Genomic DNA, 15,054 nt, shown 5'->3' on the forward strand with positions numbered 1-15,054 from the left:
TTACGCGCTTTCACCCAAGAGGCTGACCGGCCCTAGCGGGTACGGCACGTTGTGCTGCTTCACCCATTCGGTAAAGCTGGCGCGTGCGCCCGGGAAGCCGATGGCAATCCAGGCTTTCATGCCTTTGTTGCCGCCGTACATCGGGTCAGCGAGGTAGCCGTGTTTGGTATCTGAAAGCAGCTGGCTGAAGAACTGTGAAGCCTTCAGGTTCGGTTCGCCTAACGCGGCGAAATCGATGCCGTCGTTTTTGTTCACTTTGGTGAGGACCGCATCTTTCTCTTCCAGCGACAGCGCATGGAACGGCTTCTGAAAGTGGCTTTGCGTCCACTGATTCACCAGCTTGATACCGGTTTGGTACATCTGCTGTGGCGTAAACGGAATTTGATATCCCATGGTGGCAGGAGCATGCACGTCGAATGGGCCCTGCATGTAGATCTCTGCGCCGAACTCCGGGCTGTGCAACTGCTGATCGATAAAGATCGGCACGTTGGTTTCCAGCGCGCCTGGCGCTTTACCCTTACCGCCAGCAGGAATAAGACGATCGGCTGCGGCAAGAATAAATTGCCACTCATCGCTAGTGAAAAAGATCGGTTTATAGTCGGCGAGCTCAGGTGCGGCCATTTCCGCAGCTTGCGCGGCAGTCAATCCCTTAAATACCAGGTCACTTAATGGCAAAGCCAACAGCGACCCAAGTAAAAACTTACGTCTGGTGGTCGGTTTATTTAGAAGCATGGCGTGACAACTCTCACTTGCTAAGAAAGATAATTATTTTTGTTAATAGATTTATAAATCGGTAAATAACCTGGCAATCTTAGGGATATAGGTATTTCTGAATGTAAAAATTAAATTAAAAATGTGTTTTGATGAAATTCAATCATCATGTTGAATTTAGGTTAAGGCTTGGTAAAGGGCTTTCGAGGTGGAAATGGCGGATTTAACCGTACAAATGCGGTGATTTTGGCAATATTTAGTGGGCAATTGACCAGGGATTATCGCGCATGGAAATAATCGCCAAAATGAATCAATGAAAATAAATCATACTTCCATACCAGAGAATTATTCTCATTTATAACATCTTATTTACTTAATTGGCGAAGGGGTGAGCGCTTTATTTTCCGAATATGAAAGGCAGCGCACAAAATAAACGCAATAATACCTCAACGTAATCAATTGTTATTTTCCGGCACAGCTCAGAACAAACCGGCATTTTGCCTGGACGATGGCAGAGATAAAGTCTCTTCATCTTCTCTCCAGGAAAACAATAATGCGCTCATTGATTTTGCTCGTCGCTTTATGGGGCAGCAGCTTTGCCCTGCATGCTGCCACACCGAAAGATACCCTTGTCGTTGCCGTCCCGCTCGACGGCATCATTAGCTTTGACCCGGCTGAAAGCTTTGAAACCGTCAGCAATAGCGTGCAGCGCAATATCTATCAAACGCTGGTGGAAGCCGATCGTAACTCGCCGCAAAAATTGTCGCCGCTGCTGGCGACTCGCTGGCAGCAAGGCAGCACGCCGCATAGCCTGATATTTACCCTCAAGCCCGACGCCCGCTTCTCCAGCGGCAATCCGGTCACGGTGCAGGATGTGATCTTCTCGCTGACGCGCGCGGTGCAGCTGAACAAAGCGCCCTCTTTTATCCTCGCTGAATTTGGCTGGACCAATGAAAATATCGCCAGCCAATTTAAAGTGCTGAATGACCATCAGCTGGAGATGCAGTGGCCAGCGCAGATTGGTCAGAACCTGGCACTGCGTCTGCTCACGGCGCCGGTTGCTTCGGTAGTCGATAGCAAAACCGTGCAGCAGAATGCAGTGAATAACGATTTCGGTAACGGCTGGCTACATACGCATTCTGCCGGCAGCGGCGCCTTCACCATTCAACAATATGTGCCGCAGCAGGCGCTGGTGCTAAGCGCGAATCAACAGGCCAATCCGCAGCCGAAGCTGAAACGTATTCTGCTCAAAGGCGTAGCAGATGCCGGTGCGCGTCGCCTGTTGATTCAGCAAGGCGATGTCGATGTCGCTTATCAACTCGGCCCGGATCAAATTGATGCGCTGAAGCGTGACAAAAATCTGCGTATTGAAGCCTTCCCCTCCAGCCTGGTGTATTACCTCGGGTTTAACACCAAGGATAAAGCGCAACCGGCGCTGGGCAATCCGGCGCTGTGGCAAGCCGCACGTTGGCTGGTGGATTATCAATCTCTATCGCAGGACCTGCTGAAAGGCCAGTACCGCATTCATCAGAGCTTTCTGCCGCAGGGTTTTGACGGCGCGCTGGAAGATCAACCGTTCCATTACGATGTCGCGAAAGCCAAAGAGATTTTAGCCAAAGGCGGCATCAAGCCAGGAACTAAATTTGCGCTGACGGTGATCAATCAGCCGCCTTATATTGACGTGGCGCAGGCGCTGCAGGCCAGCTTCGCCAAGGCGGATGTGCAGATCGAGCTGCAGCCGGTGGCGGAATCAGAACTGTGGAGCAAGATGCGCGGCCGTGATTTCCAATCGATCTTCATCTATTGGGGTGCGGACTATGTCGATCCGAACACCAACGCCAGCGCCTTTGCCTATAACGTACCGGGCGGATCTAAAACCCTGGCATGGCGCGTCGGTTGGGATATCCCGGATTTAAGCGCCAAAACCCGCACCGCTGCCGGAGAAAGTGATGCCGCCAAGCGACGCGCGTTATACACCGATTTGCAAAAAACCGTGCAGCAGAACTCACCCTTTGTGGTGACGCTGCAGGGCGCGCAGCAGGTCGCGGTGCGCAATAACGTGAGTCATGTGCAGCAGGGAATCGGCGTGAGTTTGCTGTTTTTTGATACGGTGCAGAAGTAATTACCCTCACCCTAGCCCTCTCCCGCACGCGGGAGAGGGGACAGTCCGCTGCAGTTTATAGCTAAGCCATAAATCCGCTGGATCGGCTCCTTCTCCCGCTGGCGGGAGAAGGTTGGGATGAGGGACAGCGCGCACCCACCCGACTTTTTCGGCACAATCCTCCTCCCTCCTTGCGCGTCGCTTGCTATCCTTTCTGGCATAACCTATTGCCTGAGAGCGAAATAATCATGACCACTCCGTTGCTGATTGCCCAAACGCCTGACGTCCAATTGCATCTTCTCTCCAACATGGCAAACCGCCACGGTTTGATCACTGGCGCCACCGGCACCGGCAAAACCGTGACGCTGCAAAAGCTGGCGGAATTTTTCTCTGACATCGGCGTGCCGGTATTTATGGCGGATGTGAAAGGCGATCTCACCGGCATCTCTGCGGCGGGCGAAGGTTCAGAGAAGCTGCTGGCGCGCCTGGCAAAAATTGGCGTCAGCGACTGGCAGGCGCAGAAAAATCCGGTGATGGTGTGGGATATCTTCGGCCAGCAGGGCCATCCGGTGCGCGCAACGGTGTCCGATCTCGGTCCGCTGCTACTGGCGCGCCTGCTTAACCTCAACGATGTGCAATCCGGCGTGCTGCAGATCATCTTTCGCATCGCCGACGATCAGGGTTTATTACTGCTGGATTTCAAAGATCTGCGCGCCATGACGCAGTACATCGGCGACAACGCCAAAGCGTTTCAGACGCAATACGGCAATATCAACGGCGCGTCGGTGGGGGCGATTCAGCGCGGTTTGCTGGCGCTGGAGCAGCAAGGCGCCGAGCACTTCTTTGGCGAACCGATGCTGGATATCCGCGACTGGATGCGCTGCGACAGCAACGGCAAAGGCTTCATCAACATCCTCTCGGCGGAAAAGCTGTATCAGATGCCGAAGCTTTACGCTACCAGCCTGCTGTGGCTGCTGGCCGAACTGTATGAGCAGCTGCCAGAAGCAGGCGACCTCGATAAGCCCAAAATGGTGTTCTTCTTCGACGAAGCGCATCTGCTGTTTAGCGATGCGCCGCCGGTGCTGCTGGAGAAGGTTGAACAGGTTATTCGCCTGATTCGCTCCAAAGGGGTTGGCGTCTATTTCGTCACGCAGAATCCTGGCGATATTCCCGACAACGTGCTGGGGCAACTCGGCAACCGCGTGCAGCATGCGCTGCGCGCCTTTACGCCGAAGGATCAGAAAGCGGTGAAAAGCGCCGCCGAAACCATGCGCGCTAATCCAGACTTTGATACCGCGGAGGCGATTCAGGCGCTCGGCACCGGCGAAGCGCTCATCTCCTTCCTCGATGAAAAAGGCAGCCCCGCCATGGTGCAACGCGCAATGGTGATTGCGCCCGGCTCACGCATGGGGCCGGTAAACCAGGATGAGCGTAATGGCCTGATCAACAACTCGCCGCTGTACGGTAAATACGACACCGAAATAGATCGTGAATCGGCATTCGAAATGCTGCAAAAAGGCGTGCAGACGGCGACGCAGCAAGCCAATGCCCCGGAAGCCAAAGGGAACAGCGTCGATGTCGATAACGGTATTCTTGGCGGCCTGAAAGATATTCTCTTTGGCACTACCGGACCACGCGGCGGCAAGCGCGATGGCGTCGTGCAGAGCGTGGCCAAGAGCGCCGCGCGTCAGGTAACCAACCAAATCATTCGCGGCGTACTCGGAAGTTTATTGGGCGGCCGTCGTCGTTAAAAGGGATTATGGATAAATATCAACAACTCAAACGCAGCAAACGTCTGGCGCTGTCGCTGCTGCTGATTGCCGCCACGATTTTCGTCGTGACGCTGTTTCTGCCGCCCAACTTTTGGGTGCTTGGCGTGAAGGCCATTGCCGAGGCAGCCATGGTCGGCGCGTTAGCCGACTGGTTCGCAGTGGTGGCGTTATTCCGGCGAGTCCCGGTACCGTTTATCTCGCGCCATACGGCGATTATTCCACGTAATAAAGATCGAATTGGGGAGAATCTTGGCCGTTTCGTGCAGGAGAAATTCCTCGATACTGATTCGCTACTGGCGCTGATTCGCCGCCACGATCCGTCGCAAATGTTGGCAACGTGGCTTAACACGCCAGGCAATGCCGATCGTATTGGTCGCCATCTGCTGCAGGTAATGCGCGGCTTTCTCGATCTTACCGACGATCAACGCATTCAGCGCTTTTTGCGTCGCGCGGTGCATCGTGCGCTGGATAAAGTCGATCTCACCCAATCCAGCGCGCTGCTGCTGGATAGCCTGACCAAAAACAATCGCCATCAGGAGTTGCTGGATGCGGCGGTGCAACAGCTGCTGCGCTTGCTGCATAAGCCCGGCACGCGCGAGTTTATCGCCGCGCAAATTGTGCGTTGGCTGAAACGCGAACACCCGATTAAAGCCAAAATGTTGCCGACCGAATGGCTTGGCGAGCACAGCGCTGATTTAGTAGCAAATGCCGTGGATTCCATTCTCGATCAGGTGGCGCTTGATCAGGGCCATGAGCTACGTCTGGGCTTCGACCGGGCGGTGCAGCGGCTGATTGAACGGCTGAAAACCGATCCTGAAATGGCCGAACGCGCCGAAGGCATTAAGAACTGGCTGAAGGAAGATGAGTCGTTCAATCGTTATATCGGCGAGCTGTGGCAGGATTTACGTGGCTGGCTGAAAGATGATTTGAACAGCGAGGATTCGCAGGTGCAGGAGCGCGTGCGGCTGGCGGCGCTGTGGTTGGGCGAGACGCTTGCCGCCGATGAAGCGCTGCGCGCCTCAATGAATCAACATCTGGAAGATGCCGCACGCAGTGTCGCACCGGAGTTTGCGGCGTTCCTGACACGCCATATTAGCGATACCGTAAAAAGCTGGGACGCGCGCGACATGTCACAGCAAATTGAGCTAAATATTGGCCGTGATTTACAGTTTATCCGCATTAACGGCACCCTGGTGGGCGGCACGATTGGCATGATTTTGTATTTGCTATCGCAGCTGCCGGGTTTCATCCAGCAGTTGCCATAAGCAGGTCGCCATGAATGGCGACCCTACGTTTTTGTCGCTGGGTTTTTGTAGGCTGCGCATTCATGCGCACCTGCATAGATCAGCGATTTATTGCTTAACTAAGCGGCATTACGCCATGAATGGCGATCCCAAAACCCCTCCTTCCATGTTCTTTCATCTATTTTCACTTTGCAGATCACAAAATCTGCAATTCGCGATCACTTTCACTTAAACTTTCATTTATTGTCATTTTGTCATTAAAAATGAAAGGAAGAGAAAATGAACCGCATTACCCAGCAGATGGCGCGCATGATTGATTTGAGCGCCGTTCAGGCAACCAATACCGAAGCTGATATTCGCCAATGCGCGGAGTTGGCCATCCGCTACAACATCATCGCTATTCACGTTTTACCCTGCTGGACGCGCTTTCTCAGCACGCTGCTGCCAGAGCAAGGTCGCGGTGACATCATGATCGGCGGTCCGGTCGGTTTCCCAAGCGGCGGACATGCCACCGATACCAAAGTGCAGGAAGTGCGTCAGCTGATCTGCGACGGCGCGCGTGAAGTCGACATGGTGGTGAATATCGGCAACGTGCTGTCGGGTCGCTTTGATGAAGTGAAGCAGGACCTTCAGCGCGTGGTTGAGGCCGCAGCGCCGGTTGAAGCCAAAGTGATCCTCGAAACCCATTATCTCGACGAACAGCAGATCCGCCGCGTGTGTGACATCGCCGTAGAAGCTGGCATGAAATGGATCAAAACCTCAACCGGCTGGGCAGCCAGCGGGGCGACCGAAGAGAAAGTGGCGATCATCGCCGATCAGCTGCAAGGGCGTTTACGCATCAAAGGATCGGGCGGCATTCGCGATCTCGACACCATCCGCACGCTGTATCGTTTGGGCGTCCGCCGCTTTGGCATGAGCGCCAGCGCTACCGAGAAAGTCCTGAGCCAATTAGAACAGGATCCGTCGCTGTTCCCGGAACTGAATCATACGGTGTAAACGCTGCAACTCTCCGGCGTGATATGGAGTGAATAATGAAAAAAAACCTTCTGACCCTCGACATCGGCACGGGCAGCACGCGCGCTGCTCTTGTCACGCCCGACGGCACCATCGTCGGCTTTGCCCAACGTGAATATTCGCAGACGTCTCCGCAACCTGGCTGGGTGGAACAATCCCCGTCGCTGTGGTGGCACTCTGCTTGCGACGGCATCCGGGAACTCAACTCACGCTTTGCCCAAGAAATGGCGCACATCGCTGCAATTGCGGTATGTGGCCAGATGCACGGCACGGTCCTACTCGATAGCGCAGGTCATCTGGTTGAAGACCGCGCTTTACTTTGGAATGACAAACGCGCCTGGCCGCAGGTGGCTGCTTTCCGGGAACGCGAGGAGATGCCTTTCTGGCTCACACATCTTAATAACCCACCAACGCCGGCCTGGCCCGCTTTTAAACTGCAGTGGATACGCGAATATCATCCCAACGTTTGGGCACGTGTCGCCAGCGTATTGATGCCAAAAGACTTTATTAATTTTCGTCTTACCGGCGTGCGTGCAACCGACTATAGCGAAGCCTCCTGTTATTACCTGATGGACAGCGCCACGCGCCAATGGTCGCACGCGGCGCTCGATCGCTTCCAGCTATCCGCCGATCTGCTGCCTGACATTCATGCAGCCAGCGATGTGATCGGCAGCATCACGCCCGAGGCGGCGCGAGAAACCGGCTTAAGGCCCGGTATTCCGGTGGTGGCAGGTACCGCCGATATGGCCGCCAGCCTGCTGGGTTCGGGTGTGTATCAGCCCGGACAGGCCTCGGATAGCACCGGCACATCAACGTTAATCACCGTCGTCAGCGACGCGCCGCTGCTGCATCCGCAGGTTAATAATCTGCATCTCAGCAATGCTGCCTGGGGCGGTTTTACGCTGCTGGATGCTGGCGGTGATGCGATGCGCTGGGCGCGGGAGGCCTTTGGGGGCGGGCAGCATTCGCACCCTGAAATGCTGCGCCTTGCCGCAGAGACGAGAGCCGGCGCAGAAGGTCTGCTGTTTCTGCCCTATCTCACCGGCGAACGCCTGGCGGATAAATGCAACTCGCGTGGCCAGCTGTTTGGATTACAGCGGCGGCATGCGGCAGGACATCTTTACCGCGCGGTGCTGGAAGGCGTGGCATTTGCCTCGTGGCGCAATCTGCGCCAGTTAAGCGCCTGTTGCACCATGCCCGACAGCATCATTGCCTCCGGCGGCGGCTCACGCAGCGAACTGTGGCTCAGCATTAAAGCCTCAGTGTACAACCGGCCAATTCAGCACACCGTTAATCAGGAAAACGGCACGCTGGGCTGCGCTATTCTCGCCGCCACCGGCATCGGTTGCTTCAGTGACCTCGCACAAGGCGTGCAGCGTATGGTGCACATTGCCGGTGAGATTCAGCCCGATGCGCGCCTGCACGATGCTTATCAACGTCAGTTCGACATCTTCGACCAACTTTATTTGCAGGCACAGCCGCTTTGGGATCGTCTCGATGCCGCCTCCGCCTGTTTTGAGGAGCAGGGATCATGAGCGAAATAGTGATTAAAAAACAAGATGAGGTCGCCGGTGCACATGGGGAAACGCTGGACCGCAGCGCCTATTTGCCCGCTACGCCGTGGCTGCAATTGCTGATGGTGTGCTGCCTGTTTGCCCTGTGGGGCATGGCGGGCAACCTCAACGATATCTTGATCGCCCAGTTCAAAAAGGGGTTTAACCTTAGCGATACACAAACGGCGCTGGTGCAGTCGATCTTCTTCCTCGGCTATTTTCTGGTGGCCTTACCCGCCGCCGCGGTGATTAAGCGCTATTCGTACAAAGTGGCGATCATCATTGGGCTGTGTCTCTATGCTGCCGGCTGTTTCCTGTTTATCCCGGCCGCACATGCTATGACCTACGCGGCGTTCCTTGGCTGCCTTGGGGTGATTGCCAGCGGTTTATCATTCCTCGAAACCTCGGCCAACACCTATTCGAGCCTGCTTGGCACCGCCGAAACCTCTACCCAACGCATCAACTTTTCACAAATCTTCAATTCCGTCGGCGTAATCATGGGTGTGGTCATTGGGCAACAGCTGGTGTTCAACAAAGACGATCTTACGCATGAGCAGCTTGCTGCCCTTCCCGTCGAAGTAGCGGACGGCATTCGCCAGCAAATGGTGTCGCAGGTCGTCACGCCTTACCTGATCATCGGTTCGATTTTGGTGGTGCTGGCGCTGGTGTTTGTGGCGGTAAAATTTCCCGCCTGTAAACCGGCGACGAAAGCCAATACCGCTGCGGAACCCCTTGCCCAATCGCTGAAAAAACTGTGGTCAGTACCGCGTTTTCGTATGGGCGTACTATCGCAATTCCTCTACGTCGGCGCGCAGGTGGGCCTGTGGAGCTTTACCATCCGCTTTGTTCAATTAATTGAACATGGCACCAGCGAGCATTCCGCCACCTGGTGGCTGATTGCCACGCTGCTGTGCTATTCCGCCGGTAAAGTTGTGACGACCGCACTGATGAAACGCTATAGCCCGGCGCTGCTACTAGGCGTGTTCTGCTCGATATGTGTAGTGCTATTGCTGTTTGCGGTGAGTCAGAAAAGCATGGCGGCAGTGGTGGCAATCATGGGGGTGAACTTCTGTATGGCGCTATGCTGGCCAACCAATTTTGGCTTAACCATCAAAGGTATGGGTGCAGAAACTCAGCTGGCAGGCTCCATTGTTGTGATGTCGATTATTGGTGGCGCGGTAATCCCGCTGGTGATGGGGATTATGTCTGACCTTAACGGCGGCGACATGCAGTTCGCCTTTATCATCCCGCTGGCATGCTTTGTCTATGTTGCCTTTTTCGGCTTCTGGTGCCAGCGCAAAGGAGTGTAGTAATGATTACATCGTTAGCGCACATTGGATTACGCACACAAAACATCGCCGCGGCGCGTGAATTCTATCGCTCACTGGGATTTGAGCCTCAGCGCCAGATCGAGATCGAAGAAGCACGCGGTACCATCGTCGTTCAGTTTATGCAGATGCAAGGCACGGTGTTAGAGCTCTATCAGCTGCCCTGGCAAGCCGATGCCCGCGCGCCGCAGGATAGCGGTATCGATCATCTGGCCTGGCAGGTAGCAGATTTGTCTGCTGCCGAGCGCTGGATTATCTCGCTTGGCTATCCTTTGGTGGAAGGACCTTGCGATCATCCGGCGGGCTGCCGCTACTTTATGATTGCCGGCCCAGATGGTGAGCGCGTGGAGTTTCTGCAACCGCTCAATCGCTAAGTGAATTGTCCGGGCGGAGTTCACGCCGCCCGGAACCTGAGATAGAGTGTTGCGGTTTCCCCCCGTTTGAGGCCGATATGTACTTAGAGGAAAGACAAGAAAAAATCCTCGCCATCCTGAAAGAGAAACGCAAAATCTCCGTAGGCGAAATGAGTGAACGTTTCAACGTTTCCGGTGCCACCATTCGCACCGATCTGCGTTTGATGGAAGAATCTGGCCAGCTGACGCGCACCCACGGCGGCGCCATTCTGCGCACCCGCGCCAGTTTTGAGATGGGCTCAGACCTGCGCGAGAGCCTGAATATTGATGCGAAAGCCCGCGTTGGTGAGCGTGCGGCACAGCTCATCGAAGACGGCGATATTATCGTGCTCGATACCGGTACCACGACGCTGCATATTGCGCACCACCTGCGCGAACGTAAAAATCTCACCGTAATTACCAACGATTTCGCCATTGCTCGCGTGCTGGAAGAAGCCAGCGGCGTGCAGGTGGTCTTGCTGGGCGGCATCGTGAAGAAAGGTTATCACTGCGTGATTCCTGCCGCAGGTGGGCAGATGATGGATCATCTTAACGTCGATAAAGCCTTTATGGCGGTGAACGGTATTTCACTCAAACAAGGCGCGTGCGTTGCCGACATTATGCTGGCAGAGAGTAAGCGCACCATCATCGAACATGCCAGCCAGGTGATTGTTGTGTGTGACAGCAGCAAGCTGGGAAACACCTCACTGGCACAGTTCGCGCGCAGCGATCAGGTTGATATGTTGGTGATGGATAATTTGCCAGAAGATGCCGATGCCTGGCAGCAGGCGGGAATTGCATTGGTGACGCTGGAAAGCTGAAAGTTTTAACCGTTTTATGAAAAAGGCCGCCATAAATGGCGTGATGCCGCTCACTTAAGCAAAAATGCCTTTTTATGCAGGTGCGCATGAATGCGCACCCTACGAAAACCCGGCTATATCCACGTAGGGTCAGCATTAATGCTGACCGCAACCCGTTACCGGCGCTTCATTAGCAGGAACAAACTGATCGCGAAGAAGGCGCCGCTCGGCAGAATCGCGCCCAATATCGGCGGTAAACCGTACACGAGGCTTAACGGGCCAAAGATCTGGTCCAGCACGTAGAATAAGAAGCCAAAGCTAATCCCCGTCACCACGCGCACGCCCATGGAGACGCTACGCAGCGGACCAAAGATAAATGACAGCGCCATCAGCATCATCACCGCCACCGACAGCGGCTGGAAGATTTTGCTCCACATATTCAGCTGGTAGCGTCCTGAAACCTGGCCACTCTGCTTGAGGTATTTACTGTAGTTATACAGGCCGCTGATCGACAGCGCGTCTGGATCCAGCGCCACCACGCCGAGCTTATCGGGCGTGAGGTTGGTTTTCCACTCGCCGCTCAGGCTCTGCGAACCGGTAATTTGTTTGGCATCCTGCAGATCGGATTCATCCACCTGCGATAGCACCCACAGCTTTCTCTCCGCATTCCAGGTCGCGCTCGCCGCGTAGCGCACGCTCAGTAAGCGACGCTGGTCGGTGAATTTATAGATGCTGACGCCATCAATCTCGTTATCGCCTTTAATGCGCTCGATGTAGATGAAATCATTGCCATCCTTCGCCCATAACCCGTTTTGCGTCGAAACCAACGAGCCGCCGTACAGCTGCTGCGCCCGGTAGTTACGCGCCATCTGCTCGCCCTGCGGCGCCACAAATTCGCCGACTGCCATGGTCAGTAACACCAGCGGAATCGCCGTTTTCATCACCGCCAGCGCCACCTGCATGCGGGTAAAGCCCGATGCCTGCATCACCACCAGCTCACTACGCTGCGCCAGCGTGCCCAAACCGAGTAACGCGCCCAACAGCGCCGCCATCGGGAAGAAGATTTCGATATCTTTCGGTACGCTGAGCAGCGTGTAATAACCCGCATCCAGCGCGGTGTAGGCGCCCTGCCCGGTTTTACGCAGCTGATCGACGAACTTAATAATGCCCGACAGCGATACCAGCATGAACAGCGTCAGCATGATGGTGTTAAAGATAGTTTTGCCGATATAGCGGTCAAGAACCTTAAACATCAGACCGATCCTCCACGGCTAAAACGGGCACGGATGCGACGCATCGGCACGGTATCCCACATGTTTAGCAACACCGCCAACGCCAGATAGGATAAGTTCACCACCCACATCCAGATGGCAGGATCGAATTTGCCTTTTGCCGCATTGGAGCGCAGCGAGCTCTGCAGCAGGAAGAAGATTAGATACAGCAGCATGGCGGGCAGCATTGAGAGCACGCGGCCCTGACGCGGGTTCACCACGCTAAGCGGCACCACCATTAATGCCATCACCAGCACCGCAAAGATCAGCGTTAAACGCCAGTGTAGCTCCGCCTGGAACTGAGGCGTCTTGGTTTTCACCAGAGTGCTGATATCGGCTTGATCGGCATCGTTCGGATCGAGCGTGGCTTCTTTGTAGCCTACCAGCGCCTGATAATTCACGAAGTCGGTGATACGGAAGTCGCGGAGCATCGCCGTGCCTTCAAAGCGCGTGCCTTTATCCAGCGTGACCACCTGTGAGCCATCTTTACGCTGCTCCATGTGCCCGCTGTCGGCCAGCACTACCGAAGGACGCGCATTCCCTTTCGGACGCAGCTGCGCCAGGAACACGTTGCCAAAGGTATTACCTTTCACATTCTCAACAAACAGCACCGCATTCCCGTCGCTGGAGGTTTGGAACTGCCCAGCCGCTAGCGCTGCCGCGCCCGGGTTAGCTTTAGCATTTTGTGTCACCTCTTCCTGATAACGCGACGACCAGGGACCTAACCAGATGACGTTAACGGCTGCGACCGCTGAAGTCAGCAACATCAGGATCATCGCCGCTTTGATGAGCACGCTTTTGCCGAGGCCGCAGGCATGCATCACCGTGATTTCACTTTCGGTGTACAGCCGTCCCAGGGTCATTAAAATCGCCAGAAACAGGCTTAGGGGCAGGATAAGTTGTGCCATTTCAGGCACGCCAAGTCCTAACAATGTCAGAACTAAGTTTGTTGGGATCTCGCCATCCACCGCAGCACCCAAAATCCGCACTAACTTCTGACAAAAGAAGATCAGTAGCAGGATGAAGAGGATAGCCAGCTGGCTTTTGAGCGTTTCCCGAACCAGATATCTAATGATGATCACGCTTAGTACGCCTGTGATAACTTGTCTTTTTGCAGGAAAATCGCTAGTTTCAACGCTTATCAGCCATTTTTCTTCATCAATGGCCGTCATCGTAGCTAAAATAGTATGACGAACGCGTTAGCGTGGTGAAAAAACAACGTATTGTCACCACAACTCATTATGACTACCGGCGTTGAATTGTCATGGCGTCGCAACGAAGTAATGAGTTACGAGCGCGCTACATTCTAACGACAGCTAAGGCCGTTGTCTTTAAGATTCAGGAGAGTGCATGGAGTTCAGTGTAAAAAGCGGTAGCCCGGAAAAACAGCGTAGCGCCTGCATTGTCGTTGGCGTTTTCGAACCGCGCCGTTTGTCGCCCATTGCTGAGCAATTGGATAAGATTAGCGATGGCTATATCAGCGCCCTGCTGCGCCGCGGTGAACTGGAAGGGAAAGTGGGCCAAACGCTGCTGCTGCACCATGTGCCGAATATCCTCTCCGAACGCATCCTGCTGATTGGCTGCGGTAAAGAGCGCGAGCTGGATGAGCGCCAGTACAAGCAGGTGATTCAGAAAACAATTAATACGCTGAATGACACCGGTTCGATGGAAGCGGTGTGCTTCCTGACCGAGCTGCACGTAAAAGGCCGCAATACTTACTGGAAAGTGCGTCAGGCGGTCGAAACCTCGAAAGAGGCACTCTACAACTTCGATCAGCTGAAAAGCAATAAAGTGGAGCCGCGTCGCCCGCTGCGCAAACTGGTGTTCAACGTGCCAACCCGCCGTGAACTGACCAGCGGCGAACGTGCCATTCAGCACGGGTTAGCCGTGGCTGCCGGTGTGAAAGCAGCCAAAGATCTCAGCAATATGCCGCCAAATATTTGTAACGCCGCGTATCTGGCTTCACAGGCGCGACAGCTGGCGGATGCGTATAGCAAAAATGTCACCACGCGCGTCATTGGCGAGCAGCAGATGAAAGAGCTGGGGATGAACGCTTATCTGGCGGTCGGCGCGGGTTCCCATAACGAATCGCTGATGTCGGTCATTGAGTACAAAGGCAGCAACGATCCTGAAGCTCGGCCGATTGTGCTGGTGGGTAAAGGCTTAACCTTCGATTCCGGCGGTATCTCCATCAAACCGGCCGAAGCGATGGATGAGATGAAGTACGACATGTGCGGCGCGGCCTCGGTGTATGGCGTGATGCGCATGGTGGCAGAACTGAATCTGCCGCTGAATGTGGTGGGCGTGCTGGTAGGCTGTGAAAACATGGCCGATGGCAAAGCGATGCGACCGGGCGACGTGTTAACCACCATGTCTGGCCAAACCGTTGAAGTGCTCAATACCGATGCCGAAGGGCGTCTGGTGCTGTGCGATGCACTCACCTATGTCGAGCGCTTCGAGCCAGAAGTGGTGATTGACGTGGCAACGCTGACCGGTGCCTGCGTCATTGCATTAGGCCATCACGTTAGCGGATTGATGTCTAACCACAACCCGCTGGCACACGAGCTGATCAGTGCATCTGAGCAGTCTGGCGATCGCGCCTGGCGCTTGCCGATGGCCGATGAGTATCAGGAGCAGCTGGAATCCAATTTTGCCGATATGGCGAACATTGGCGGCCGTCCTGGCGGCGCGATCACCGCAGCCTGCTTCCTTGCACGCTTTGCGCGTAAGTTTAACTGGGCGCACCTGGATATCGCCGGCACAGCATGGCGTTCTGGTAAAGCGAAAGGCGCCACCGGCCGTCCGGTGCCGCTGCTGTCGCAGTTCCTGCTGAATCGTGCGGGATTGAACGGCGACGATTAAGTTGTC

The 15,054-nt window shown here is 55.0% G+C and carries 12 protein-coding genes; 9 read left to right on the plus strand and 3 right to left on the minus strand.

Annotated elements, in window-relative coordinates; all coding sequences use genetic code 11:
- Positions 1 to 732, minus strand: a complete 732-nt coding sequence (locus tag AAGR08_RS16045) for a gluconate 2-dehydrogenase subunit 3 family protein (protein ID WP_345827342.1) — start codon at positions 730 to 732, stop codon at positions 1 to 3.
- 532 nt (positions 733 to 1,264) lie between these two features.
- Between AAGR08_RS16045 and AAGR08_RS16050 the strand changes: the two genes are divergently transcribed.
- From AAGR08_RS16050 to AAGR08_RS16085, 8 genes are all read left to right on the plus strand, one after another.
- Positions 1,265 to 2,833 carry an ABC transporter substrate-binding protein gene (locus tag AAGR08_RS16050; protein WP_345827343.1) on the plus strand — a complete coding sequence of 523 codons (1,569 nt, stop codon included), beginning with the start codon at positions 1,265 to 1,267 and terminating at the stop codon, positions 2,831 to 2,833.
- Positions 2,834 to 3,060: 227 nt separating this feature from the next.
- Positions 3,061 to 4,563 (plus strand): helicase HerA-like C-terminal domain-containing protein, encoded by a 1,503-nt coding sequence (locus AAGR08_RS16055; RefSeq protein ID WP_345827344.1) that lies wholly within the window; start codon positions 3,061 to 3,063, stop codon positions 4,561 to 4,563.
- Positions 4,564 to 4,571: 8 nt separating this feature from the next.
- Positions 4,572 to 5,849, plus strand: coding sequence for a DUF445 domain-containing protein (locus AAGR08_RS16060; protein WP_345827345.1), 1,278 nt, complete (start codon positions 4,572 to 4,574; stop codon positions 5,847 to 5,849).
- 258 nt (positions 5,850 to 6,107) lie between these two features.
- Positions 6,108 to 6,824, plus strand: a complete 717-nt coding sequence (gene deoC / locus AAGR08_RS16065; RefSeq protein WP_345827346.1) for a deoxyribose-phosphate aldolase — start codon at positions 6,108 to 6,110, stop codon at positions 6,822 to 6,824.
- A 35-nt stretch (positions 6,825 to 6,859) separates the two neighbouring features.
- Positions 6,860 to 8,377, plus strand: coding sequence for an FGGY family carbohydrate kinase (locus AAGR08_RS16070; RefSeq protein ID WP_345827347.1), 1,518 nt, complete (start codon positions 6,860 to 6,862; stop codon positions 8,375 to 8,377).
- Positions 8,374 to 9,705: an L-fucose:H+ symporter permease gene (gene fucP, locus AAGR08_RS16075; RefSeq protein ID WP_097095057.1), complete on the plus strand. Its 1,332-nt coding sequence runs from the start codon at positions 8,374 to 8,376 to the stop codon at positions 9,703 to 9,705. Before AAGR08_RS16070 ends, fucP begins: the two co-directional genes overlap by 4 nt.
- 2 nt (positions 9,706 to 9,707) lie before the next feature.
- Positions 9,708 to 10,097 carry a VOC family protein gene (locus AAGR08_RS16080; protein ID WP_345827348.1) on the plus strand — a complete coding sequence of 130 codons (390 nt, stop codon included), beginning with the start codon at positions 9,708 to 9,710 and terminating at the stop codon, positions 10,095 to 10,097.
- Between the two features lie 77 nt (positions 10,098 to 10,174).
- Entirely contained in the window at positions 10,175 to 10,936 is a 762-nt protein-coding gene (locus AAGR08_RS16085; RefSeq protein WP_097095059.1) for a DeoR/GlpR family DNA-binding transcription regulator, read from the plus strand.
- Positions 10,937 to 11,091: 155 nt separating this feature from the next.
- Here AAGR08_RS16085 and lptG read toward each other — a convergent pair whose 3' ends face one another.
- Both lptG and lptF read right to left on the minus strand, forming a co-directional pair.
- On the minus strand, positions 11,092 to 12,168 hold the full coding sequence (lptG, locus tag AAGR08_RS16090; RefSeq protein ID WP_097095060.1) for an LPS export ABC transporter permease LptG: 1,077 nt from the start codon (positions 12,166 to 12,168) through the stop codon (positions 11,092 to 11,094).
- Positions 12,168 to 13,268 (minus strand): LPS export ABC transporter permease LptF, encoded by a 1,101-nt coding sequence (gene lptF / locus AAGR08_RS16095; protein WP_097097600.1) that lies wholly within the window; start codon positions 13,266 to 13,268, stop codon positions 12,168 to 12,170. Before lptF ends, lptG begins: the two co-directional genes overlap by 1 nt.
- A gap of 268 nt (positions 13,269 to 13,536) precedes the next feature.
- Between lptF and pepA the strand changes: the two genes are divergently transcribed.
- Entirely contained in the window at positions 13,537 to 15,048 is a 1,512-nt protein-coding gene (gene pepA, locus AAGR08_RS16100) for a leucyl aminopeptidase (RefSeq protein ID WP_097095061.1), read from the plus strand.
- Positions 15,049 to 15,054: the final 6 nt, after the last annotated feature.

This window comes from Pantoea sp. BRR-3P, assembly GCF_039621635.1.
Lineage (GTDB): Bacteria > Pseudomonadota > Gammaproteobacteria > Enterobacterales > Enterobacteriaceae > Pantoea > Pantoea floridensis.